The organism is Candidatus Pantoea floridensis, assembly GCF_900215435.1.
GTDB lineage: Bacteria > Pseudomonadota > Gammaproteobacteria > Enterobacterales > Enterobacteriaceae > Pantoea > Pantoea floridensis.
Map to the genome: position 1 here is coordinate 379,301 of NZ_OCMY01000002.1, position 23,427 is coordinate 402,727.

General features: G+C 55.4%; 20 protein-coding genes and 1 pseudogene. 5 read left to right on the plus strand and 16 right to left on the minus strand.

Annotation, left to right across the window (positions count from 1 at the left end):
- Positions 1–21 precede the first annotated feature (21 nt).
- The gene (nfsB, locus tag CRO19_RS22365) at positions 22–675 is read right to left on the minus strand and encodes an oxygen-insensitive NAD(P)H nitroreductase (RefSeq protein ID WP_097098036.1); all 654 of its coding nucleotides are present in this window, start codon (positions 673–675) and stop codon (positions 22–24) included.
- A 119-nt stretch (positions 676–794) separates the two neighbouring features.
- A complete protein-coding gene (locus CRO19_RS22370; RefSeq protein WP_097098037.1) occupies positions 795–1,796 on the minus strand; it encodes a zinc-binding alcohol dehydrogenase family protein in 1,002 nt (333 codons plus the stop codon).
- Positions 1,797–1,938: 142 nt separating this feature from the next.
- Between CRO19_RS22370 and CRO19_RS22375 the strand changes: the two genes are divergently transcribed.
- The gene (locus CRO19_RS22375; protein ID WP_097098038.1) at positions 1,939–2,847 is read left to right on the plus strand and encodes a LysR family transcriptional regulator; all 909 of its coding nucleotides are present in this window, start codon (positions 1,939–1,941) and stop codon (positions 2,845–2,847) included.
- A 263-nt stretch (positions 2,848–3,110) separates the two neighbouring features.
- Here CRO19_RS22375 and CRO19_RS22380 read toward each other — a convergent pair whose 3' ends face one another.
- The 12 genes from CRO19_RS22380 to CRO19_RS22435 all read right to left on the minus strand — a co-directional run bounded on the left by CRO19_RS22380 (position 3,111) and on the right by CRO19_RS22435 (position 17,400).
- A complete protein-coding gene (locus CRO19_RS22380; RefSeq protein ID WP_097098039.1) occupies positions 3,111–4,382 on the minus strand; it encodes a Glu/Leu/Phe/Val family dehydrogenase in 1,272 nt (423 codons plus the stop codon).
- A gap of 98 nt (positions 4,383–4,480) precedes the next feature.
- Positions 4,481–5,101: a TetR/AcrR family transcriptional regulator gene (locus tag CRO19_RS22385; protein WP_097098040.1), complete on the minus strand. Its 621-nt coding sequence runs from the start codon at positions 5,099–5,101 to the stop codon at positions 4,481–4,483.
- A gap of 30 nt (positions 5,102–5,131) precedes the next feature.
- Positions 5,132–6,283: a pyridoxal phosphate-dependent aminotransferase gene (locus CRO19_RS22390; protein ID WP_097098041.1), complete on the minus strand. Its 1,152-nt coding sequence runs from the start codon at positions 6,281–6,283 to the stop codon at positions 5,132–5,134.
- An 8-nt stretch (positions 6,284–6,291) separates the two neighbouring features.
- Positions 6,292–7,101, minus strand: coding sequence for an SDR family NAD(P)-dependent oxidoreductase (locus CRO19_RS22395; RefSeq protein WP_097098042.1), 810 nt, complete (start codon positions 7,099–7,101; stop codon positions 6,292–6,294).
- A gap of 3 nt (positions 7,102–7,104) precedes the next feature.
- Positions 7,105–8,787, minus strand: coding sequence for a hydantoinase B/oxoprolinase family protein (locus tag CRO19_RS22400; RefSeq protein ID WP_097098043.1), 1,683 nt, complete (start codon positions 8,785–8,787; stop codon positions 7,105–7,107).
- Entirely contained in the window at positions 8,787–10,874 is a 2,088-nt protein-coding gene (locus CRO19_RS22405) for a hydantoinase/oxoprolinase family protein (protein ID WP_097098044.1), read from the minus strand. The genes CRO19_RS22400 and CRO19_RS22405 overlap by 1 nt, the downstream gene beginning before the upstream one ends.
- 42 nt (positions 10,875–10,916) lie before the next feature.
- Positions 10,917–12,257 carry an MFS transporter gene (locus tag CRO19_RS22410; protein WP_097098045.1) on the minus strand — a complete coding sequence of 447 codons (1,341 nt, stop codon included), beginning with the start codon at positions 12,255–12,257 and terminating at the stop codon, positions 10,917–10,919.
- 54 nt (positions 12,258–12,311) lie between these two features.
- Positions 12,312–12,944, minus strand: a complete 633-nt coding sequence (locus CRO19_RS22415; RefSeq protein WP_049852819.1) for an RraA family protein — start codon at positions 12,942–12,944, stop codon at positions 12,312–12,314.
- 505 nt (positions 12,945–13,449) lie between these two features.
- Positions 13,450–14,223: an FCD domain-containing protein gene (locus CRO19_RS22420; RefSeq protein ID WP_036621357.1), complete on the minus strand. Its 774-nt coding sequence runs from the start codon at positions 14,221–14,223 to the stop codon at positions 13,450–13,452.
- Between the two features lie 78 nt (positions 14,224–14,301).
- On the minus strand, positions 14,302–14,619 hold the full coding sequence (locus CRO19_RS22425; protein WP_049852818.1) for a PTS sugar transporter subunit IIB: 318 nt from the start codon (positions 14,617–14,619) through the stop codon (positions 14,302–14,304).
- A gap of 9 nt (positions 14,620–14,628) precedes the next feature.
- Entirely contained in the window at positions 14,629–16,056 is a 1,428-nt protein-coding gene (locus CRO19_RS22430) for a glycoside hydrolase family 1 protein (RefSeq protein ID WP_097098046.1), read from the minus strand.
- Positions 16,057–16,065: 9 nt separating this feature from the next.
- The gene (locus tag CRO19_RS22435; RefSeq protein ID WP_097098047.1) at positions 16,066–17,400 is read right to left on the minus strand and encodes a PTS sugar transporter subunit IIC; all 1,335 of its coding nucleotides are present in this window, start codon (positions 17,398–17,400) and stop codon (positions 16,066–16,068) included.
- Positions 17,401–17,568: 168 nt separating this feature from the next.
- On the opposite strand from CRO19_RS22435, the gene CRO19_RS22440 reads away from it, so the two are divergent.
- Positions 17,569–17,880: a PTS lactose/cellobiose transporter subunit IIA gene (locus tag CRO19_RS22440; protein WP_097098048.1), complete on the plus strand. Its 312-nt coding sequence runs from the start codon at positions 17,569–17,571 to the stop codon at positions 17,878–17,880.
- A gap of 99 nt (positions 17,881–17,979) precedes the next feature.
- A pseudogene (locus CRO19_RS22445) lies at positions 17,980–18,606 on the plus strand (LysE family translocator); the annotation flags it as partial.
- A 60-nt stretch (positions 18,607–18,666) separates the two neighbouring features.
- On the opposite strand, the gene CRO19_RS22450 reads toward CRO19_RS22445, so the two are convergent.
- Positions 18,667–19,152, minus strand: coding sequence for a hypothetical protein (locus CRO19_RS22450; RefSeq protein WP_097098049.1), 486 nt, complete (start codon positions 19,150–19,152; stop codon positions 18,667–18,669).
- 173 nt (positions 19,153–19,325) lie between these two features.
- Positions 19,326–21,500, minus strand: coding sequence for a TonB-dependent siderophore receptor (locus tag CRO19_RS22455; RefSeq protein ID WP_097098050.1), 2,175 nt, complete (start codon positions 21,498–21,500; stop codon positions 19,326–19,328).
- Between the two features lie 278 nt (positions 21,501–21,778).
- On the opposite strand from CRO19_RS22455, the gene fes reads away from it, so the two are divergent.
- Both fes and CRO19_RS22465 read left to right on the plus strand, forming a co-directional pair.
- A complete protein-coding gene (gene fes, locus CRO19_RS22460; RefSeq protein WP_097098051.1) occupies positions 21,779–23,137 on the plus strand; it encodes an enterochelin esterase in 1,359 nt (452 codons plus the stop codon).
- Positions 23,130–23,351, plus strand: coding sequence for an MbtH family protein (locus CRO19_RS22465; protein WP_097098052.1), 222 nt, complete (start codon positions 23,130–23,132; stop codon positions 23,349–23,351). Before fes ends, CRO19_RS22465 begins: the two co-directional genes overlap by 8 nt.
- Positions 23,352–23,427 lie beyond the last annotated feature (76 nt).

Here is a 23,427-nt window from a genome sequence, read left to right on the forward strand (position 1 = left end):
TCAATGCGCACCCTACGACAGTCAAATAAAGGTGAAAATCTCTTCACGCGGCAAACGTGATTTTGGCAACGCAGCGTTGAAATCCGCATCGCTGCGGTAGCCTAGTGACACCAGCACCACGCTGGTGAAACCTTTTTCACGCAGTCCCAGCGCCTGATCCAGTGCGCGCGGGTCAAAACCTTCCATTGGTGTGGCATCAATCCCTAACATTGCGGCGCCCAGCAGCAGGCCACCCAGCGCCAGATAAACCTGTTTTTCCATCCACTGCGGCACATCACGCTGCTCGTAACGATGCATATCAACATAGCTACGACGGCTCTTATCCTGCCCGGCTTTACCCTCCGGCTTAGCAAAACGTCCGTCCGCTTCTTCCTGTGCCAGCACATGTTGCAGATGCGCTTCATCCAAATCGGTACGCATGCACAGCGCGATTACGTGCGACGCGTTCAGTACTTTCGGACTGTTATAGACGAACGCGCCGTCGGTAGATTTTGCCATCTGCTCACGGCCCGCCGCAGTGGACGCCACCACAAAGTGCCACGGCTGTGAATTGACCGATGATGGGCTGTTGCGCAGCACGTTTAGCAGGGTTTCGATTTCGTCCTGCGGCAGGCTTTTACCGCCCTCAAAGGCTTTTACGGTGTGACGACGGGCAACGGCATCATTGAGTGTCATGTCAGATTCCTTGTTTTCGGATCAATAAAATTCTGGTGTCGACATTGCGCGATAAATCGCGCCGCTAGAGCAGCGTACAGTTATCTGTAGCGGCGCAATTTATTGCGCATGGTTAAAACTTAAAACCCGCTCAGCACAATCTTGCCGCGCGCGCGTCCGCTCTCGATCAGCGCGTGGGCCTGGCGTAAATTAGCGGCATTAATCGTGCCGTGATGTTCTCCCGCCGTGGTTTGCAGGGTTTTATCATCGATTAACTGGCTCACGCGCTGCAGAATCTCATGCTGACGCTGCATATCAGCGGTTTGGAACAGCGAGCGGGTAAACATCAATTCCCAGTGCAGCGAAATAGCTTTGCGCTTCAGCGGAACCGCATCCAGCGTCTCCGGGTCGTCAATTAACGCCAATTTACCCTGCGGCGCAATGACATCGATCAGTTGCGCGTAATAGCTGTCGGTGTGGGTTAAAGAAACGACATAGCGCACCTCTTTATGCCCAATCGCTTCCAGCTGCTCGCCAAGCGGACGGTGGTGATCAATCACATGATGCGCCCCCAGCTTACGCACCCAATCTGCCGTTTCCGGACGCGATGCGGTGCCAATTACCGTCAGTTTGGTCAGCTTGCTGGCAAGCTGCGTCAGGATCGATCCAACGCCGCCGCCCGCGCCAATAATCAGTAAGGCCGCGTCATCTTCAGCTTGCACTTCCAGTCGATCAAACAGCAATTCCCAGGCTGTGAGGGATGTCAGCGGCAGCGCGGCGGCATCGGCATCATTCAATGAGCGTGGTTTGTGCCCGGCGATGCGCTCGTCCACCAGCCCATATTCGGCGTAGCTGCCAGCGCGGGTAATATCACCGGCGTAGAACACGTCGTCACCGGGCTGGAACAGCGTGACATCCGCGCCAATCGCTTCCACTACGCCAACCGCATCCCAGCCCAGAATGCGCGGCTTATCGGTGGGCGCACCGGCACGCACTTTGGTATCCACGGGGTTCACCGCGATGGCGTGAATTTTTACCAGCAGATCGCGTGCGCCTGGCGATGGCTTTTCTACATCGAGTTCATACAGCGCATTTTCATCAGAAATCGGTAAACCGTTTTGGCTATAAACAATGGCTTTCATCAGGCAGATCCTTATTTAACAGCAGTTTTCATGCGATAGATTCAGCATAGCGGGCCGTTATGCAATGAAAAATGCCCCTTGCAGGTGAACACTTTCACTTTTAAAGTGAAAATCCGTTTTCACTCCTTTCACTGAGAAACAGATGATCCGTCTGGAAGATGTCACGCTGTTTGTCCGCTCTGCCGCCCTCGGTAGCTTTTCCCGCGCGGCGCGCGAGGTGAACTTATTGCCCGGTCAGGTGAGCGCGGCGATTCAGCGGCTGGAACGCGATTTAGATCGCCGCTTATTCGCCCGCTCCACGCGTAGCCTGCGTTTAACCGCGGAAGGGGAAAAGTATTTGCCCTATGCGCAGGAGATGCTGGCCCTGATGCAGGCCGGAGCCGACAGTTTGCAGAGCGATGAAGATGCGCTGAGCGGCGAGCTTAAAATCGCGCTGCCTTCGGACATTGGCCGCAACATCTTGCTGCCGTTGATTACCGGCTTCTGCCGCGCGCATCCGGCACTGGCGGTGCGGCTCGCTTTTTCCGATCAGATCAGCGACGTGTTTCGCGATCCGGTGGATATCGCCATTCGCTACGGCAAGCTGGAAGACAGCAGTTACGTTGCGCTGCCGCTGGCGGAGGATAATCGCCGCGTGATGGTGGCATCGCCCGATTACCTCGATCACCATGGTCGCCCGCAAAGGCTGGAAGAGATTGCCCAGCATCATCACTGCCTGCTGTTTATTATGGGCGGACACGTTTACGACAAATGGGCTTTCCCGCAGGAAGGCATGCGGCGGCAAATTACGGTTAAAAGCCGCATGCTGTGTGATGATGCGGAGGTTGCCCGCCGCTGGGCCATCGCGGGCATGGGCATCGCCTATAAATCCTGGATTGATGTATGTGAGGATGTGCTTGCAGGAAGGTTGGAGATGGTGCTGCCGGAGATGCCGGGTGAAAGTACCCCGCTGCACCTTATCTGCCCGCACCGTAAACAGTTTTCTCCGGCGATCCGTGCCTTACATAGCCTACTGCGCGAGCATCTGCGCGCGATAACGGCGAAGCTATGAGTTGACTCGTCCTCTCATAATCCGCTCATCACCGATGAGATCACCTATTGAATATATTTTGTCACCACTCCACCGGATTTTCTGAAATCGATAACCAGCACGTTATTATCTTTAAATGCGTCATAATCAGGCCCCTGAGAATGGTATTCTCGCGGCTTGATCATTCTCATTTCATCGCTGGCCTCTGCGGTTTTTAGTGATAGCACGTGATGTGATGCGCAAAACGCATTGAAGGGGCATCACACTGATGCCCCTTCACATTCTTACGGATACAACCCACGCTCTTTGCGTGCTGTCAGAATCCGTTCACACGCTACCGCATAGGCAGCCGTTCTTAGAGTTGCACCAATTTCCTGTGATTTTTGCCACACCGACAGCAGCGCTTGTTCCATGATGCGGTCCAGCCGGGCGTTAATCTCATCCTCGCTCCAGAAAAAGCTGGAGAAGTCCTGTACCCATTCGAAATAACTCACGGTTACGCCACCGGCGTTACAAATCACATCGGGAACCACGGTGATGTTTCGCGCGCGCAAAATGTCATCCGCAGCGGGTAAGGTTGGCCCATTTGCGCCTTCAAGAACCAAACGGCAGACCAGCTTTCTGGCCCGATCGGCGGTAATTTGTCCTTCCAGCGCCGCCGGAATCAGAATGTCATAGCTTTGCTCCCAGAAGGCTTCGTGGCTGATAGCAGTGGCGCCGTTAAAACCGGCAATGCTACCCTTTTGCTGTTGCCAGGCGACCAGCGCAGGAATATTAATACCATTCGCATTGTAGAGCGTGGCGCTGTGATCCTGCACGCTGACCACTTTCGCTCCAGCCTCACTGAACAACTCGGCGGCGACGCTGCCGACGTTCCCCAATCCCTGCACCGCCACGCGGCAATTTTCCAGTGACAACCCGATGCGCTGCGCCATGGCTCTGCCGGTGATAAATACGCCGCGCCCGGTCGCTTTCACACGCCCCAGTGAACCGCCGAGATGGATTGGTTTGCCGGTGACCACGCCGGTGCAGGTGGTGCCGACATTCATTGACCAGGTATCCATCATCCACGCCATCACTTGCGGATTGGTACCGACGTCGGGCGCCGGAATATCCTGCTGCGGTCCAATAATGGTGCCGATTTCACTGGTATAGCGGCGCGTCAGCCTTTCCAGTTCTTTATGTGACAGCTCGCGCGGGTCGACACGAATCCCCCCTTTTGCGCCGCCAAACGGTAGATTGAGTGCGGCGCACTTCACCGTCATCCAGGCTGACAGCGCCATCACCTCTTCCAGCGTGACATCTGGGTGATAGCGCACGCCGCCTTTGCCGGGGCCGCGTGAGAGATTGTGTTGTACCCGATAACCTTCGAAATGACGCACGCTGCCATCATCCATTTCTAATGGAATATCAACAATTAATGCCCGCTTCGGGTGACGTAGCGTGTCTGCCCAGCGCGCCAGATCTCCGAGATGTGGCAGCACGCGCTCAACCTGCGCCAGGTAGGTCGCCCACGCTGAATTGTTATCTGCTGAAACATACGAAAGTACACTCATCATTTCACCTTATTGCCGGATGCAGGGCGCACGATGGCCTCACAGGGCGATGTGATAGTTAGATGTTGCTGAGAAATGGCCGCGCGAGGCGGCCAGGATTATTTGCTGCGGCTGGCTTCGACGGTAAATTCATTCGCAGTAGCGAAGCCGCGTAAACCGCCAATCAGAACCGACATCAGCTGGGTTCCCACCTGTTTTTCCGTGAGTCCCACCGTGTCAAGCAAATCAAAAATTTCACGAGGATCGAAGAGAATATTCCACAGGAACACCGCCTTATCGCCGATATCTGGCAGTTCCATCTCTTCCATCGCTTCGCGTAGCGCGGGTCGCAGCGCGTCAGCCTGTACTAGCAGGTATTCCGCGCCTTCCCATAAGCGCTCCAGATAGCCGCGACGATTACGCATCGGCACCATCGCCGCACCGCGCTCACGTACCAGTTTGATCCAGTAACGGCTGACTTTTTCCAGCTTCAGTAAACCGCTGCAGGATTGTTCCAGACTGTAATCCAGCAGCAGTTGTCCCACGTCCTGACGATAAGCATTCAGCACCTCTTCTACCGACGTAAACTGACGATAGGCGGTGGCCACGGAGACGCCAGCTTCTGAGGCGATTTCCGTCATGCTTATCGGGGTTTCGGAGCGCTCGAACAAGCGGGCAGCTGCCTGAATCAGGTTCTTGCGGTTTCTTTCGGTATCACTGCGCATCGGTTTTCCCGTCATAGTGGGTGTACTTCCTCAAACTTGCTGATGTTACTTGAAACTGGCCAGGCCGCGCTTCAAACGGCGCACACCTTCAATGATGGCTTCACTGCTGGCAGCGTAAGAGAGGCGTAAATGCCCTTCGCCCGCCGCGCCAAACTCACTGCCAGGCCGCACCGCGATGCCCTGTTCGCGCAGCAGCGATACCATATCAATCGCTGGAATCGATAACGAATAAGCCGGAAAGCAGTAAAACGCGCCTTCTGGTTCATTTAGCTTTAGCTCTGGAATGGCCGATAATCCCTCCATCATCAGCACGCGACGCTGGCGGTAGACATCATACATACGTTTTACGTCATCTTTACACTGCGTCAGCGCCACCAGCGCCGCACGCTGCACTGCGCTGTTCACCGAGCCGTTCACTGTATTGTGCACGCGCGCCGCAGCGGTGATCATCTCCGCTGGTCCCGCCAGATACCCTACGCGCCAGCCGGTCATGGCGTAGCTTTTAGAGAAAGTCTGACAGAACAGCGTGCGTCCGGCAAAAGCGGCAATGTGCAGCACCGAAGTAAACGGACGATCGGTAAACACCAGATCGCTATAAGCTTCATCGGCAATTACTAGCGTATCGTGCTTATTCACCAGTTGGCCGAGCGCTTCAATTTCCGCGCGGCTGTGCACAATGCCGGTGGGATTGCCGGGATTGCAGAACACGAACAGTTTCGCGCCGTCGAGCGCGTGATCCAACCGCTCCAAATCCCAGTGCAAATCAGCCCGGCACGGCATGGGCACGCAGATGCCGCCAGCCATATTCACCAAATCCGCGTACAGCGAATAGGTGGGATCGGGAATCACCACGCGGTCGCCCGGATTGACGATGGAGAGAATCGCCGCCGCCAGACCGGCGGTGCCGCCATGGGTGACAAGGATCTCACCGGCTTTCACCGCTTTGCCGCTCTGCGCTGACACCTCGTCCGCCAGCGCGCTACACAGTGCTTTGTCACCGAGCAACGGCGCGTAATGGGTATATCCCGCCTGCAGTGCTTCCACCGCCGCCTGCACAATACGTGGCGGCGTGTCGAAATCCGGTTCGCCCATCGCCAGTGAAATCATATCGCCGCTGGACGCGGGTTGCTGCACCCGCAGCGAAGTGCGCTCTACGCGTAACACCGCCTCGGCGGCTTTAAACATTTGGCTCGACATAAGCTGTCCTATTCAGGTTTTTCACGTTCGGCCTGGCACGTTGCCGGGGCATTTTTCCAGCGGCTGATCTCGAGATCGCCAGAGAGATCGCGCAGGAATGTTGGCGCGACAATCAACTCTTCCACCACCGTACGTGCCGGCAAACTGGCACACAGCAGAATGGCTTCAGCCACATCTTCCGGCTGCACCATGCCATCGCGAACTGCCTGATCCGGTGGATTGGCGCGGTTATCCATAATCGGCGTGTTCACCTCTCCCGGCAGAATGCAGGTTGAGCGAATGCCGTCATTGCGAAAGGTGTTGTGCAGATAGGTCATGAAGTTACGCACCGCCGCCTTCGCCGCACCGTATGCCGCGCCGCCCAGCAGATTCGGCCGCAGCGCAGCGAGCGAGGAGACGGTGATGATGGTGCCGTTTTTGCGCGCTAACATCTCCGGCAGCAGCGCCTGCGTCAGCAGGAACACCGCTTTCATATTGACGTCCTGTACCTGATCCCACTCCTCTTCGGCAATCCAGCGCGCGTTCAGGGTTTTGCTGGCGCTACCGGCATTGTTGACCAGAATATCGACGCGTCCCAATTCGGCAATCGCCCACGCTACCAGCGCTTCAACCTCAGTTTTTTGCGCGATGTCTGCGGCATAAGCGCATACCTTGCCGCCCTGCGCCTGCAAGCTTGCTGCTACCTCGTCCAGCACCGACTGGCGACGTCCTACTAACACCACCAGGGCGCCTCGCGCGGCAAATCCCGCCGCGGCCGCTTTGCCAATGCCGCTGCCAGCACCGGTCACCAGCACCACTTTTCCCGTTAACGAATCCATGCTTTAGCTCCTTTTAGCTTCATTCAGGTTCACGCCATAATCACGCAAGGCGCCTGCTTCAGTGATGTAACCTTCCTGTACGTCCCACAAAATGGCCTTAAGATCGCGTTCGGCCACCGGCATCTTGCCGCCGCCGCCTGGCATTTGAATGGTGACTTCATCGCCAGGTAACACATCATGGCGGCCGACTGGCTTCGCCAGCGATTCGCCGTTAATTGCCACAAAGTTAGGCGCACCCGCCGCCGCGCCCAAAACGCCTTCTGCCGCGTGTTTTTGTCGCGAATAGAACATGCTGTGCGAGAGCGGATATTTGCTGGTATTACGAATCACCATGCGTTGCGCCACGCCGCCACGATAGCGCCCGGCACCGCCGGAATCGGGAACGATGGATTTCTGCAGGAACAGCAGCGGCGTGGCAGATTCAATCAGTTCCACCGGCGTGGAGGACATGTTGCCGGGAAAGCCGGTGACAATACCGTCTGCAGCGGGACGTGCGCCGGTACCGCCGTTCACGCACAGGCTTTCAACAAACCGCCGCCCGTCATCAAACTGCCCGGCGAACACATCGCAGGTCACCGGCGCACTGCCTGAGTGGCCCATCACGCGATCCGGCATGATCTCCGCTAGCGCAGTAAAAATCGCCGCGTGCGCCATATGCCCAACGCGGTTGCGCATCTCGACCGCACAAGGCGGACGTGCATTGGCAATTGAGCCTTCCGGCGCGGTGACGGTGATGGATTTGAAGCAGCCTTCGTTATTCGGCAGATGCGGTTCCAGCAGGCACTTCAGCGGATAAACGCTGTAGGCATAGGTGAACGACATTGGACAGTTGCTGCCAAACAGCGATTCGGCGGAGGAGCCGGCGTAGTCGATTGTGATGTTGCTCCCCTCAACAATTACCGCCACGTTGAGATGGATATCCCCTTCATAGTCACCAATATCGACCGCCGCTTCATAGCGACCATCCGGCACCGCCTCAATCGCTTTGCGCATGGCGATTTCGGTCAGCGAGTGAATTTTTTCCGCCAGCGGCGTAACGGATTCAAGCTGCAAGTCATCCATCAACCCCAGCAGGCCGTTGGCACCTATCTGATTAGCCGCCAGCATGGCGTGCAGATCGCCCTCAACCTGATCCGGCGAGCGCACGTTGGCAAGAAACAGATCCAGTAGTTGCTGATTTACCTCACCCGCAATCATCAATTTGCTTGGCGGGATGAGGAAGCCCTCTTCGAACATGTCGCGCGATGACCCCATATTCAGCGAGCCGCCAATGTCCGACATGTGCGCCGCTGCGCCGGTAAACGCCACCAGCTTGCCCGCGCGGAACACCGGCGTGACCACCGTCACGTCATTGAGATGGCCGGTGCCGAGCCAGGGATCATTGGTGATAAGCGCATCACCGGGTTTTAGCGTATCCGCCGGGAATTTTGCCAACAGATGGCGCACCGTGGCGGGTAGCGTGCCAATAAACACCGGGACGCTGGTTTTCGGTTGGGCCAGCGAACTGCCGCCGGCGTCCATCAGCAGGCAGGAGTAATCGCCAACTTCGCGGATAATGCTAGAAAACGCCATATTTACCAGCGTGGCCGCCGCTTCTTCCGAGATACTGACCAGCCGATCCCAGGTAATGCGCAGACTAATGGGATCGTCGAGAAAACGCAGATGATCGGGGGTTGTCGCACTCATTAGCTCAGCTCCATCAAAATATTGCCCTGTGAGTCCAGCTGCGCTGACGCGCCAGGACCGACATAAATCGCGCACTCTTTTTCCTGCAGCAGCGCCGGGCCATGAATCGCTTCACCGGTTACCAGCAAGCTGCGCGGGATCACGCGGCAGGCGCTAAAGCCCTGCTCGCGGCCCAGATACACCTGCAAGCTTTTCTCACGCGCTTCGGGTTCAGCGTGACGCAATCGATCGCTGGTATTCAGCGTCGGCGGCGTGGTCTGCACGCGGCCACGCCAGTTCACCACTTCCACCCCTTGCCCCGGCAAGGTGCGACCAAAGCGCGCCAGGTGCGCCGCCTCAAAGGTATCAACTAAGGCGGTTACATCGCCTTGGGTGAGGAAGGTTTCTGGCAGCGTCACGGTCAGTTCCGAGCCCTGACCGACATAGCGCACGCCCGCGAGTTTCTGTTGAAGCGCGGTGTTGGGATCAGCGTTAGCCGCCGCCAGCGTAGTGATCGCTTCGTCAAAACCTTCGGCAAACAACGCCGCAATACGGTTGACATCAATGTCCGGCTGCAGGCGGCAGCGATCGCTGCGTACAAAGTCGGCGCTTGGCGGCGCGGTTAGCAAACCGAAGGCGGAGTAAACGCCCGCACCATTGGGGAAATAGACACGCTTGACGCTCAGCTGTTTTGCCAGCGACCAGGCGTGGCTCGGGCCTGCGCCGCCGAACGCCAGCATGGTCATCTGTGCTGGGCTCACGTTTTTCTCAACGCAATGGGTGCGCAGCGCCTCGGACATTTTGCTATTGGCAACTTCGTGAATGCCCCAGGCGGCATCTTCAATGCTCAATCCGAGCGGCTCGGCCACGCGGCGTATTGCCTGACGCGCCGCCGCGACATCCAACGGCATGCGTCCGCCGAGGAACGCATCGGGATCGAGCAAGCCCAGCACCAGATTGGCGTCGGTGACGGTTGGCCGTTCGCCGCCGCGCGCGTAGCAGGCCGGCCCCGGCCAGGCGCTGGCACTTTCCGGACCGATTTCCAGCAACCCGAGCGAATCGACGCGGGCGATACTGCCGCCGCCAGCACCAATCTCAATCATATCCACCACCGGCAGCTTGACCGGTAACCCGCTGCCTTTCAGCAGGCGATCCGCACGCCCGACTTCATAATCAATGGTGATGGAGGGTTGGCCATCGCGCACCACACAGGCTTTAGCCGTGGTGCCACCCATATCAAACGCCAGCACCTGCGGCAGGGCGTTTTTCCGGGCAAAGGCGGCAGTGGCGACAATACCGCCCGCCGGGCCGGATTCGATGATGCGCGTGGGATAATCAGCGGCAACCTGCGGTGCCATTAATCCTCCGTTCGATCCCATCACCAACCAGTCGCAGACGAAGCCACCCTCACGCAGTTTGTTCTCCAGCCGCGCCATGTAGCGTCTCGCCTTGGGCTGAACAAACGCATTCATGGCGGTTAATACGCCGCGGTCGTATTCGCGGATTTCACGTGACACTTTGTGCGAAACCGAGATCGACACACCGGGCAGTTCGCGGCTGAAAATAGCCTCGATTTGATTCTCATGATCCGGCCAGGCATAGGCATGCATACACAGCACGGCAACCGCTTCATAGCCTTTGTCGCGCAGCTCTGCAGCCAGCTGCACCACTTCGGCTTCGTCGAGTGGCGTAATTACCGCGCCGCGCGCCGTCACGCGTTCGCTAATTTCATAGGACTGCGAACGCGGCAGTAACGGCTTTGCCGGTGCACCGTTCAGGTCGTAGATGTCATAACGATACTCACGCCCCAGCACCAGCACGTCTCGGAAACCGCGCGTGACCACCAAGGCGGTCTTCGCGCCACGTCGTTCCAGCAGCGCATTGATAGCGAGCGTAGTGCCATGGGTGATGGTATGGATGTCGCTGGCTTTAAGCCCGGCCATTTCCACCAGCTGAGTTAAGCCGGTGTAGGCACCTTCCGAAGGATCCTCCGGTGTGGTGAGGGTTTTATGCCGTAGCGCCTCGCCAGAGATATCATTCAACAGCACCAGATCGGTAAAGGTGCCGCCAATATCAAACCCTATCCGCCAGGGTGACGCGTTTTTCATAGTGACCTCGAAATCCAGAATGTGAGCTGATTGCTACGGCGTTCACTCGGCAGCGAGTGGCTTACCGGCGGTTTCTTTCAGATAAAGCGTGCTGATGAGCGTCAGCGCGGCGGTGAAAATCACCGTATAGCTGGGAATGCTGGCGATGCCGGTCAGACCGATTAGCCAGGTCATTAGCAATGGCGCGGAGCCGCCAAAGATCACCGTAGAGAGATTGAAACCGATGCTGTAGGCGCTGTAACGCACGTTGGTAGGAAACATTTCAGCCAGCGTGGCTTGAATCACACCAGCATGTCCGGCGAAGGCAAAGGCCAGCAGAATCGCCGCCATACACGCCAGCGGGAACATGCCGAGCGTCAGCAGCCAGAAACAGGGCCAGGCCAGCACCGCCATGGCAATAGCGGAGGCCACCAGCAGCGGCTTGCGCCCCAGACGATCCGACAGCCAGGCCATCATCGGAATCGCGCCAATAATAGTGATCAACCCGCAGGCGGTGACCATCAGGCTTTGAATCTGCTGGAAGTGCATCACTTTGTTTAGGTAAGTCGGCATGTAGACAAAAAGGATGTAATAGCCAGGTCCGTTGACCGCCGGCAAGGTAATCGCCAGCCCAATCGCTTTCAGATGACGCTTTGAGGAAAGCACTTCACGCAGCGGATTGCGCACCACGCGCTTGTTGGCTTTTACCATCTGAAAGTGAGGCGTATCTTCAATGCGCGTACGGATGTAGACGCCAATCAACGCCATTGGAATAGCCAGCAAAAACGGCACGCGCCATACCCAGGCGGTCATCGCCTCGCTGCCGAACACGTTGATCAATCCACTGATCAGCAAGCTGCCGAACAGCAGAGCGATAAACGATCCCATTACCAGCGGTGACATCACCATCGCGCGGCGGTGATCTTCGGCATACTCCGCGACGAACGAACCGGCACCGGAGACTTCACCACCGGCAGAAAAGCCCTGCACAATGCGCAGCAAAATCAGTAGCGCCGGTGCCGCCCAGCCGATGCTGGCGTAGCTGGGCAGCAGGCCAATTGCCGCCGTCGCCAGTGAAATCATCAGCAATAAAATCGCCAGCAGCTTCTGACGCCCCATTCTGTCGCCGAGATAACCGCAGATCACGCCGCCAAAGGGGCGAACAAAAAAACTCACGGTGAAGCCGAGGTAAGTCAGCATCAGGCCTGAGTCGCTGCTACTCATGTCACTGGCGGAAAATACCAGCACCAGCGAGCTGACTAATAAGCCGTAAATACCGTAGTCATACCATTCAACAAACGAGCCGACACCGCCCGCCAGAGAGGCGCGACGTACGACGTTATTTTTGGTTGTTCCGTCCTTCGGCAAAGCGTAATCCATTGTTACCGCATGTGATTTCGTCATTGGTTTGCCCTGAAAGTGTGTTGATACATCCCCGGAATTCGTGAAGCCAAAGGCTTACTTATATTGACGCGTCACTTCTGCCGTCATCTCTGCTTCACGGCGCGCGACTTCCTGCACCGCCGCTAATACCGCCTCTGCACGCCAGAACGGAATGATGATGACGCCATCGTCGTCACCAACCACAATATCGCCGGCGCAGCACACCACGCCGCCAATCGCGACCGGCTCACCGATGACGCCAGGACCGTTTTTGAACGGACCTGCCGGCGTGGTGCCGCGACAGAATGTGGGTAAGCCGGTGGACTCAATCACGCTGCGATCGCGAACCGCGCCGTCGATAACCTGCGCCACCGCACCGGCATGCTGAAAACGCTGCGTCAATTGCTCGCCCACCAGCGCCCGATCGATGTGTCCCTGGCCGTTGATCATCATCACGTCGCCCGGCTGGATGTAATCCAGTGCGCGAATCACCGCAGCGTTATCGCCTGCCGTGACCTGCACCGGAAAGGCAAAGCCGACAAATGCCGTTTTTGAGGAGACCGGAACAATGCCGCCATCGCACATATTCAGTCTTTCCATCGCATCACCAATATTGGCAACTGGAAATTCAGCAAATGCCGCCAGCCATTTATTCTCTGGGCGCTGCCATGAGGTAGAAATACGCACTTCAGCCGTTTCAAGAGCCATTGTTGGTCACCTTTAAAATGAGAAATAATTAGCAAGTGAGAAACTTTTATCATTTTAAAAAATGGGTATGCAACGGTTTTTTTACATGAATATGACAGGTGCGAGGTTTTAAATTAACCAAGAGATGGGGATTTCAGATGGCGGAATTTATTATAAATATATGATTAATAATGATTATTATAGAAAATATTTATTATCCACAGCTGGCGCATTTCGAAAGAAATGCGGATTGCCCGCTGATATATTGTTTTCTTATGAAGATTTCATGAGGAGCAGCACAGATTCAGTGCATTTCTTATTAAATTGAGAGATGAGTGTCACAAATTAGTGCAGGAGTTAATAAATCGTCATAAGAAAATAAATAATGCCTGCAGTGTTCGGCGGTTAAATATTTGCGGATATTGTTACATTGCACCGTTGCGGTGCGCTTAGTGAGACGAGTGGTCGCCTTGAATGGCGACCCTATGAATAGCTATGCCGGTTTTCCTGGATTAACTCACCATCATCACATCAACTTACCCTGGAAAATCGGCACTGATTCGAATAGATAACCGTCGAAGTCAGGTGCATCCGCATCGGACAACTCCAGTAGCGTGTTCTTGACGTTTTCCAGGTGCTGCCACATCGCCTGCCAGGATCCCATCACATCACGACGTCGCAGCGCCGCCAGAATCGTTTGATGATCGCCTAACCACTTCAGGCGATAGGCGCGGGTTTCATACTGCGGTCGCAGTTGCTGCCAAAGCGGGCTGGCCTCGTGATGACGCCAGACGCTGGTGACCGTGTCGAGCAGCATCTGATTTTGCGTTGCGCCCGCTAACAGCAAATGAAATAACTTATCGTTATCCTGGCTGCTGTCATTGAGTGCGATGGCGCGCTGCTCCTGCTCCAGCGTACGCCGCAGGTTCTCGATATCGGCTTTGGTGGCCATTTTGGCGGCGAAGGCCGCAATGTTGCTCTCCAGCAGCTGACGCGCCTGCAACATCTCGAACGGGCCGACATCGCTGCGGAAAAAGGCCTCTTCCGCATCTTCACTGGCGGAAGGAATGCGCATCACGTAGACGCCGGAGCTCTGGCGAATATCTACGGTGCCTTCCAGCTCCAGCATCAGCAACGCTTCACGCACAATGGTGCGGCTCACGCCCCAGGTTTCAGCTAACTGGCGCTCAGGCGGCAGTCGTGAGCCAACGGGATAATGGCCATCAAGGATTTGCTGACGCAGATGTTGACCAATTTCCTGATACTGCTTTTTCTCTTGTGGCGCTTCGGCTTTTTCCACGCTCTCACCCTTTTCCATCATGGTGCACCAGGTCCGGTCGCATCCTCTGCGAGCCGGAACCTTACTGCTATCTGGGCGCTAGTGTACCAAAGCCAGCGCCTGATCGAGTACCTTTGCACCATTCAACGTGCCGTAAGCCACGCTATCAATCACCGCAATCGGCAGCTGATAGCTATCGGTCAACTTTTTATTCTCCTCCAGCTTAAAGCGTACCTGCGGCCCCAGCAGCACCACGACCACCTCCTGGCCGTAATTTTGTAACTCTTCACGCAGGTTTTGCTCGGGGATGGCATAAATTTGATACGCAAGGCCACGTGCCACCGCCTCTTTTTCAATGCGGGTGACCAGCAGCGAAGTCGACATGCCGGCCGCGCAGGCAAGAATAATACGTTTCATAGGTCGTCCTTATTTGGCGTCATCGTCAATATTGAGGGTCAATTGCTGCGAGTCACGCAACTGACGGAACCAGTGCGCCGATTTCTTCATCCGCCGTTGGCGTTGATTGTCGAGATCAATCTCGATCAGTCCGTAGCGGTTTTTGAACGCATTCATCGGTGAAACGTTGTCGGTGAACGCCCACAGCATATAGCCCAGACAGTTGCTGCCCGCTTCACGCGCGCGCACCGCCTGGTAAAGATGTTCAGCAATAAAGTTAATGCGGTAGTCGTCCTGAATTTCCCCCTGCGGATTCTTAAATTGCGCTTCGTTTTCGATGCCCATGCCGCTCTCCGCCACAAACCACGGCAGATTGCCGTACTCCTCTTTCATACGCTGCGCCATGTCGAAAACAATGCGAGGCTGAATTTCCCAACCGCGCGAACTGTTCATGCGGCGGCCCGGTAATTCAAAATGCTCGTAATAAAAAGCGGGGTGAAACGGCGTCTCCGGATGCCAGGCACGGGAAGGCGCTTTCACGCGATGCGGATAGTAAAGATTGAGCCCCACTTCATCGACGGTATTGGCGGCGATGATCGCCAGCTCCTCCTCCGTCGCGTCCCACTGCACGTCATGTTTAGCCAGCAGCTGCAGCAGTTCAGCGGGATAGGAGCCTTTGATCGCCGGGTCGAGAAATACCCGGTTATAAAACAGATCGTAGCGTTGCGCGGCTTTAACATCGTGCGCGGCCGACGATCGCGGGTAAGTCACCTCAGGATTAAGAATGGTGCCAATCGTGCCGGCGTATCCCTGCTGGCGGAACAGTTTCACCACCTTCGCCGTGGCAAGATTTTTATGGTGATTCCACTGCATCCACTTATGCGTGTTCTGCTCATAGGGCCAGCGTATCGCATCAAGATAGACGCGGGTCTGCACCACAATCGGCTCATTAAAAACAAACCAGCGCGTCACTTTTCCGGCGTAGCGGGCAAACACTTTTTCGACATAGCGCGTAAATAGCTCGACCACATGCTTTGATTGCCAGCCGCCATACGCCTCCAGCAATTGCAGCGGCAGTTCGTAATGTTCGAGGCATAACATCAGTTCAATGCCCTGGCGCTGCATCTCATCAATCAACTGGTCGTAATAGGCTGCGTACTCTTCATCAACTACCGCGTTCTCATAATCGGTGAGAAAACGTGACCAGTTGATGGAGGTGCGATAGTGCGTCAGCCCTGCCGCTTTCATTAACGCCACATCTTCGCGGAACCGGTTGATAAAATCCGTCGCCACCGCCGGTCCATAACCGTTATGCCAGACATGACGGTCCTGCTGATACCAGGCATCAAGGTAAGAGTCCTGCCCCGCTTTTTTGCCGCTCCAGCCTTCGGTTTGCCAGGCCGACGCCGCCGCGCCGAGAATGAAGCCTTCCGGCAGCCTAATGATGTGCTTACTCATAGGTTCTCCTTAATTTTGTGCCAGCTCTGCCTGCAACGTTTTCGCTTCCGCCGCTTCAGCTCGACGCGCAGCCACTTTGACAAAGGGCAGATAAATCAATACCGAAACCACGATGCAGATAATTTGTGTCACCACCGCGCCCATCGAACCGGCGGTAGAGAGCCACGCGTTGATGATCGGCGGCGTGGTCCAGGGAACCATCACCACCGCTTTACCGGCAAAACCCATCACCGTAGCGAAATAACCAATCGAACCGGTAACCAGCGGCGTAATGATGAAGGGAATGGCAAGAATAGGATTGAGCATGATCGGCATACCAAAAATCACCGGCTCATTGATATTAAACAGGCCCGGTCCAAACGACAGTTTGGCGATTTCACGCATCTCTTTACGTTTGGTGGCAATCATCACCGCGGTTAACAGACCAATCGTGAGGCCTGAGCCGCCAATGCTCATATACACATCCCAGAACGGCATGGTGATGATGTTTGGCGCTTCCTTACCCTGCTCGAAAGCGTTCATGTTGACCAGAATTGCCCCAAGCAGCAGCGGCTCGCGAATCGGTTTCACCATTTGGTTGCCGTGAATTCCAATCACCCAAAACAGCTGGGCAACAAACATCAACAGCAGAATGCCCCACAGGCTCTGCACCACCGATTCCAGCGGCTGCTGCACCACTTTATACACAGCGTCATACAGGTACATGCTAGTGATCTGATGGAAGATAAAGCCAAAGGTAGCCACCAGCGTGACGGTAATGATCGACGGAATCAGCGCGGAAAATGACGCGGCCACGTTCGGCGGCACGGTATCCGGCATCTTGATTTTCAGCCGCTCAACCTGCTCCAGCCGGCAATAAATCTCCACCGAGAGAATGGCGATAAACATGCCGAGGAACAGACTTTTGGTGTCGGAGAACTGTTTCGCCAACACATCGGTGACCACATGCATCTGCCCGTCCACCAGCATTTGCAGCGTGGTAGGCGTAACGGAGATAAAACAGATGATCGCCAATAAGCCCGGAAACAGCGTTTTAATGCCGTTGATGCGTCCGAGTTCAATACCAATCAGGAACACTGCGCCAATATTCAGAAAGCTCAGCGTCGCATAATTAATGCTGCTGGTGATCGGTTTTAAATCGGCGAGAAACGACAGTGACGCGAAACTGGCGAGGCCATTTTTCGGATCGAGCACCATGTTAGAAATCAGCACCGAAAAAGCACCGACGATAATCACCGGCATCAAGGTAATAAACGAGGCTTTGATCGCCATGATGTAGCGGTAGCTGTTGAATCGGGTGGCAAAGCTACCCAGTGAATCGATTAGACGTTCCTGTAGAGACATTGGTCAACCCTCAGCGGTTTTAAGTGTTATGCATGAGCTTGATGGTTCGTGGCATACCAAAATGGCGATTATCGTGATTAATTTCTGTGATCCTGCTCGCGGAACCTCTTTTTGGTATTCCGGTAGCATCGTTAACGTTAATTTGGCATACCAATAAGTGAGGCGGCTATGGATTTTGAACAAACGATGATGGAGTTGCTGATTAATGCCGGTGAGGCGAGATCGCAAGCCATGATGGCGATTCAGCAAGCCCGCAAAGGCGACTGGCAAGGGGCGGATGACGCGTTAGCGGCGTCGGACGAGGCAGCAAAGGCGGCGCATAAGATCCAGACCGCGTTAATTGGCGCCGATGAAGGCAGCGGCAAAGTGCCGGTCACGCTGATTATGGTGCATGCACAGGATCATCTAATGACGGCGATGCTCTGTCGCGACCTGGCGGGCGAGTTAGTGCTGTTGCGTAAGGAGTTGCAAGGTCAGTGATACCGCAGCAACGATATATCTAAACACCTATAGCACTCTGGCAGACTGCATTTTGAGGCGATATAACGTTAGTTCCCATCAGCCATCGCAGAGGAACCTATGGCGCTTTCACATGAATTGATTTTGATCTACACCACCTATTTCGTCGCCACCGCCAGTCCGGGTCCCAGCAACATGGCGATTATGGGCACGGCCATGAAACAGGGACGCGGCGCGGCGTTAGCCTTAGCCAGTGGCGTGATTGGCGGTTCGATGATGTGGGCGCTGTTGGCGGCCTGCGGCGTACTCACCGTGTTGGCTACCTTCGCGCAACTGCTGATTGTGCTGAAGATTGGCGGTGGTTTATATCTGCTGTGGCTGGCGTGTAAGGCTGGAAAATCGGCACTGCGTAAGTCGGATGTCGGGGAAGTAGCGCCGGGCAACGAAAAAGCGCGTTTTGGCACAATGTTCCGTCAGGGGATTTTAATGCACGTCGGCAATCCCAAGGCGATCCTGACCTGGGTAGCGATCATGTCGGTAGCGCTTAAACCGGGCGCCGCTGCGTCAACCTTACCGATGATTATCGCTGGCTGTGCGGCAATCTGCGTGCTGGTGTTTGGGGGCTATGCGCTGCTGTTTTCCACCGCAGTGATGGCGGCCTTTTATTGCCGCATCCGCCGTGGATTAGAGGCGCTGCTGGCCTGTTGCTTTACCGTTGCGGGTTTGAAGTTGGTGTTCAGTCGCAGCGGAGATCGATACGGTCGCCATAAATGGCGACCTACAGAACACGCGGCGCACAGAGCAGAATCAGGAGTTATTCGGCGGTGTAGCGTCGGTTTCGCTAAACGTTGGCTTCTGGCGGGTTACCGAATAGACAACATTTTTCGGACTATTAGGATCGGTGGTGACATCCACTGAAGCAATCGTCACTTTGCCAAAGCCAAACAGCGTCTGCACGTATCCGCCAATTTGGTGTTTACCTGGCGCGACACGAATCTCTTTCTTTTCGCCCTTCTGCAACAGTCCCGCATTTTGACCATCAACCGTTAAATAAATGGTTGAACCATCATCGGTACGCGTAACCAGATGCGAAACATTAATCACCGTCGGGCCGCTTTCAAATGGGGTTGGCGTGTCATTATTTTCGATTGGCGCGCCGGTCGCAGGCTGAGCCGCGGAGGTATCCGCCGTCGCAGTGCTGTCAGGGGATGTACCGGTAACGGCAGCCAGTCGGGCACAGCCGGTGAGCATTAAGGTTGCCATCAAAGTGGCCAGTGTGAAACGCGATAACATCGTGACAAAAACACCTTTGCTGAATGAGAAGCGATTATTTTAGCGTGCCTTGAATAGTGATGACAGTCTCATAATTACAGTATTTTCCTAAAACCGGTGAGGAGTTGTAACAGGTGCATACCAGCCGCACGGAATGTGAAAAGAAACGGCGGCCGGTAAGACCGCCGACGGAATTACCAGCTGTAATTAACCGATGCAACAATGGAACGACCGCTGCCATAGAAGCAGGCGCTGGTGTTGCTGCACGAGGCGACATAGTGTTTGTCCGCCACGTTATTCACATTAAGTTGCAGCGTGGTACCGCGCAGCGAATTCGCCGCTTCGCCTAATTCATACTTCGCCATCACGTCGTACAACGTGTAATGCGGAACCTTATTGGTGCCGGTTTCATCCGCTGGCGCGGTGCCGGTGTAGCGCACGCCGCTGCCAAGGGTAAAGCCATTCAGCACGCCATCGAGGAAGGTATAACTGCCCCACGCCGAGGCCGCATGACGCGGAATGCTGGACGGCGAGTGACCAATACGCTCGGTGATGCTGCTCTCTTTGGTCACCGCATCGGTGTAGGTATAAGCCGCTAGCAGTTTGATCTCTGGCGTGATCTGCGCATGCGCTTCGGTTTCAATACCTTTTGAACGCACTTTACCAATCTGCTCGTTGTAGCCGGTGACGTTGTTATAAGCGGTAATGTTTTTCTGCGTGATATCAAACGCGGACACGGTAAACACCGCATCCCACCCCAACGGCTGATACTTCACGCCCACTTCTGTCTGTTCACCGGTGGTCGGTTTGAACGGATCGGTGCCCGGCGCGCCGCTGTTCAGGTTGGGTTCAAACGAGGTGCTGTAGCTGATGTATGGCGAAATCCCGTTATCGAACGCATACAGCAAACCGGCGCGCCCGGTGAACTTGTTATCATTCTGCTGGGTTTCGCTGTTATCGGTGCGATCCTGTGTACGCACTTCGCTCCAGTCATTACGGCCTGACAACAGCAGGTTCCACTGATTCCACTCCAGCTGATCCTGCAGATAAACACCAACCTGATCGAGCTTCTTACGGGTGCTGGTAGTCAGCGTCAAATCGCTCTCGTTGATGCTGATACGCGTTGGGTTAGCCCAATCGAGAATGTATTGATCGCCCCTGTCGAGCCACAATTTGTTATCTACGTCGCTCCACTTGTAATCCAGCCCGCCAAGCACAGTGTGCGCAACATTCCCGGTATCAAAGGTGGCTTTCAGCTGGTTATCCAGGCCCAACTCTTTTGACTTGATCTTGTCATGCTGCGGACGACGGTTGATCGAGTGATCGTTATCCGCATCAACGGTATACACCAGATATTTGTACGACTCATCCATGTTGCTGTAGCGCAAATTCTGCGTGAAGCTGACGTTGTCGTTCAGATTGTGCTCGAAAATATAACCAATCGACGTCTGCTCGCGTTTGGCTTCGTTGAAGCTCGGATCGCTGACGTTAAAGTCATAAGGGATCCGTCCGGCACTGGTGTTGAACAACGTTCCGTTGGCCGGCAGGAAGTTACGGTAGCCCGCTTTCGGCTCGTTCTGATACAGCGTCAACAGCGTAAAGCTGGTATCGGCGTTGGGCAGCCAGGTGATGGCCGGCGCAATCGCCATACGCTGCTGTTTATTGTCTTTAACGAACTCGTGTTTGGTGCTGGCGATACCGTTCAGGCGATAAAACAGCGTGTTGTCATCATTTAGCTTACCGCCGAAATCAAACGCCGCTTCACCCAAATGTTGATTGCCAGTGCTGAGCTGCACTTTATGAATACTTTGCGCCGTCGGGCGTTTGCTGGTCATCGCCACGATGCCACCCGGATTCACCTGGCCGTACAGCACCGAGGCGGGACCATGAATCATCTCAACGCGCTCCAGCAGCCAGGGATCGATCTGCCCCGCGGCGCCCGCCTGACCGGACAAGCCGTAGCTCAGGCCGTCGAGGAACTTCGGCGCATAGCGGAAACCGCGCGCAATAATCTCATCATTACGGTTGGAGTTACCGCGATAGTTGGTTAGCACGCCGCTGGTGTAGCTTAGCGCATCCGCCACCGATGCCGCCGCCTGATCGTCCATCTGCTCACGCGTAATCACTGAAATGGATTGCGGGGTTTTGCGCAGCGGCGTGGCGGTTTTTGTGCCTGCCGCGCTCTCTTTCGCCACATAGCCTTGTAGCGGTGCGGTGACGCTTTCGTGCGTTTCGGCGTTAACGGTAATCGTCTCTTCAGCGGACACCGGTGCCACTAACAAAATTGAGGCCAGTGAAAGATATACAGGATTGAATCTGAACGGGTGTGCCACAGCAGGTATTGCTGATTTTCTTACTTTAATAGACATAGTCGCCATCTCTATTTCAAACTGCCTTGTAAATGAAATAATCCATTCAGAGGTCCTCGCCTAATAGCAGAGGCTGTAACGGATTGAAATATTACTGTCATCGATTATTTACGGCCCTAATTTCCCCGCGTGACCTCTCTCACAAAATAATCCACTGAAAATCCGAAGGTTTCTTAGGCGCGAAAAATCATATTGCAAATGTAAATCGTTATCAATAGCATTTGCATTAGCTTTGATTAAGTAAAGACTATGAACAAAATGTGGAGATGGATTGCAGGATGTTTCTAACGCATGCAGAAAAAACAGCAAAAACCTGGTTGCCTGCGGGAACCGTTGCGCAATGGTTGCGACAAGCTGATGTGGGCGGCGAAGGCTGGTGGCAGCGGCTTTATGCCACCGGAACACCGCTGGTGGAACGTGATGAGCAGGGTCAGACTTCCATGCATTTTTTTTGGCGCGATCCCCAAGGTCATTCCGCACTTTCTTCTACGCAACGGGTTTATATCGATATTAATGGCGTCACCGATCACCACAGCGAAGCGCCAGAAAGTTTGGCGCGCGTGGGGGACAGCAACGTCTGGCATTGGTCTACGCCGATTGAATCCGATTGGCGCGGCAGTTACAGCCTGATTCCGGTCACTGCGCAACAGCTGCCGCCGCTATTTTGTGGCGATGATGACACCTGTCGCGCGCTGCAACGTAAATGGTGGATTTCGCTGATGCCGCTGGCGATTCCCGACAAGCTCAATCCTACCCCGCCGTTTCTCAGCAGCCGTCGCTTTGCTTTGAGCAACGCGCATATGCCGGATGCGCCGGATCAATCGGCGTGGCGAGCACTGGATGCCGGACTCGCCGAAACCTGGCCCGATACGCTGCAAACGCTGCGGTGGCGCAGCACGCTGCTCCAGGTTACGCGCAAGGTTTGGATCTACAGCACGGGTAAAACCGACCGGCCTGAACAGCGTCCGCTGGCAATTCTGCTCGACGGACAAAACTGGGTGTACGGCCAGCCGATCTTTAGCGCGCTGGATCAGGTCACCGCCGCTGGCGAACTGCCGCCGGCCTGCTGGCTGTTTATCGATGTCATCGACAGCCAGCATCGCGAAGCGGAATTACCGTGCAATGAAACTTTCTGGCAGGCGGTGCAGCAAGAGCTACTGCCGCTGGCTCAGCAACACGCGGCATTCAGTAGCGATGCCGATCGCACGTTGGTGGCCGGGCAAAGCTACGGTGGACTCGCCGCCCTGTATGCCGGGTTGCACTGGCCGCAGCGCTTTGGCCGCATTCTTACGCAATCCGGCTCATTCTGGTGGCCCAACCTGCAATATCTCCGCGACTACGCCAATCGTGAACATCACGTGCCGGGCCTGCTGCTGCAGCGTCTGCAACAAGGCACATTGCCAACGGGCACGCTGAAGATCTTCCAGGAAGTGGGCGATCGCGAGGCGGACATGGTGTACGTCAACCAGCAGATCGCTCCGGTGCTGGAAGCCGCTGGCCACGAATTACATTTTCGCCGCTACGCCGGAGGGCACGATGCGCTGTGCTGGCGCGGCGGTCTGATCGACGGCTGCCGCTGGCTGCTGGCCGATTTTCTATCCCCAACCTCACCCTCTGAAGGTAATCACCATGTCTGAACAACAAAACCCGTTTGATAACGATGCGCTGGAATTTCTGGTGCTGCTTAACACGCGCCAGCAATACAGTTTGTGGCCAGCATTCGCTCCCGTTCCCGCCGGTTGGCACAACGTGGCAGGGCCACTCACGCGCGCTGCGGCAATTGAATTTATCGAAGCCAACTGGCACGACATGCGACCAGCGACGCAACAGACGTCGTCTACCGCAGCTTAATTTGCTCTTTTAATCATTTAGTTAATTTATTCCCCCAATCATTCGGGCTGCAGCAAGGCGGCAAGTGCGCAAATCC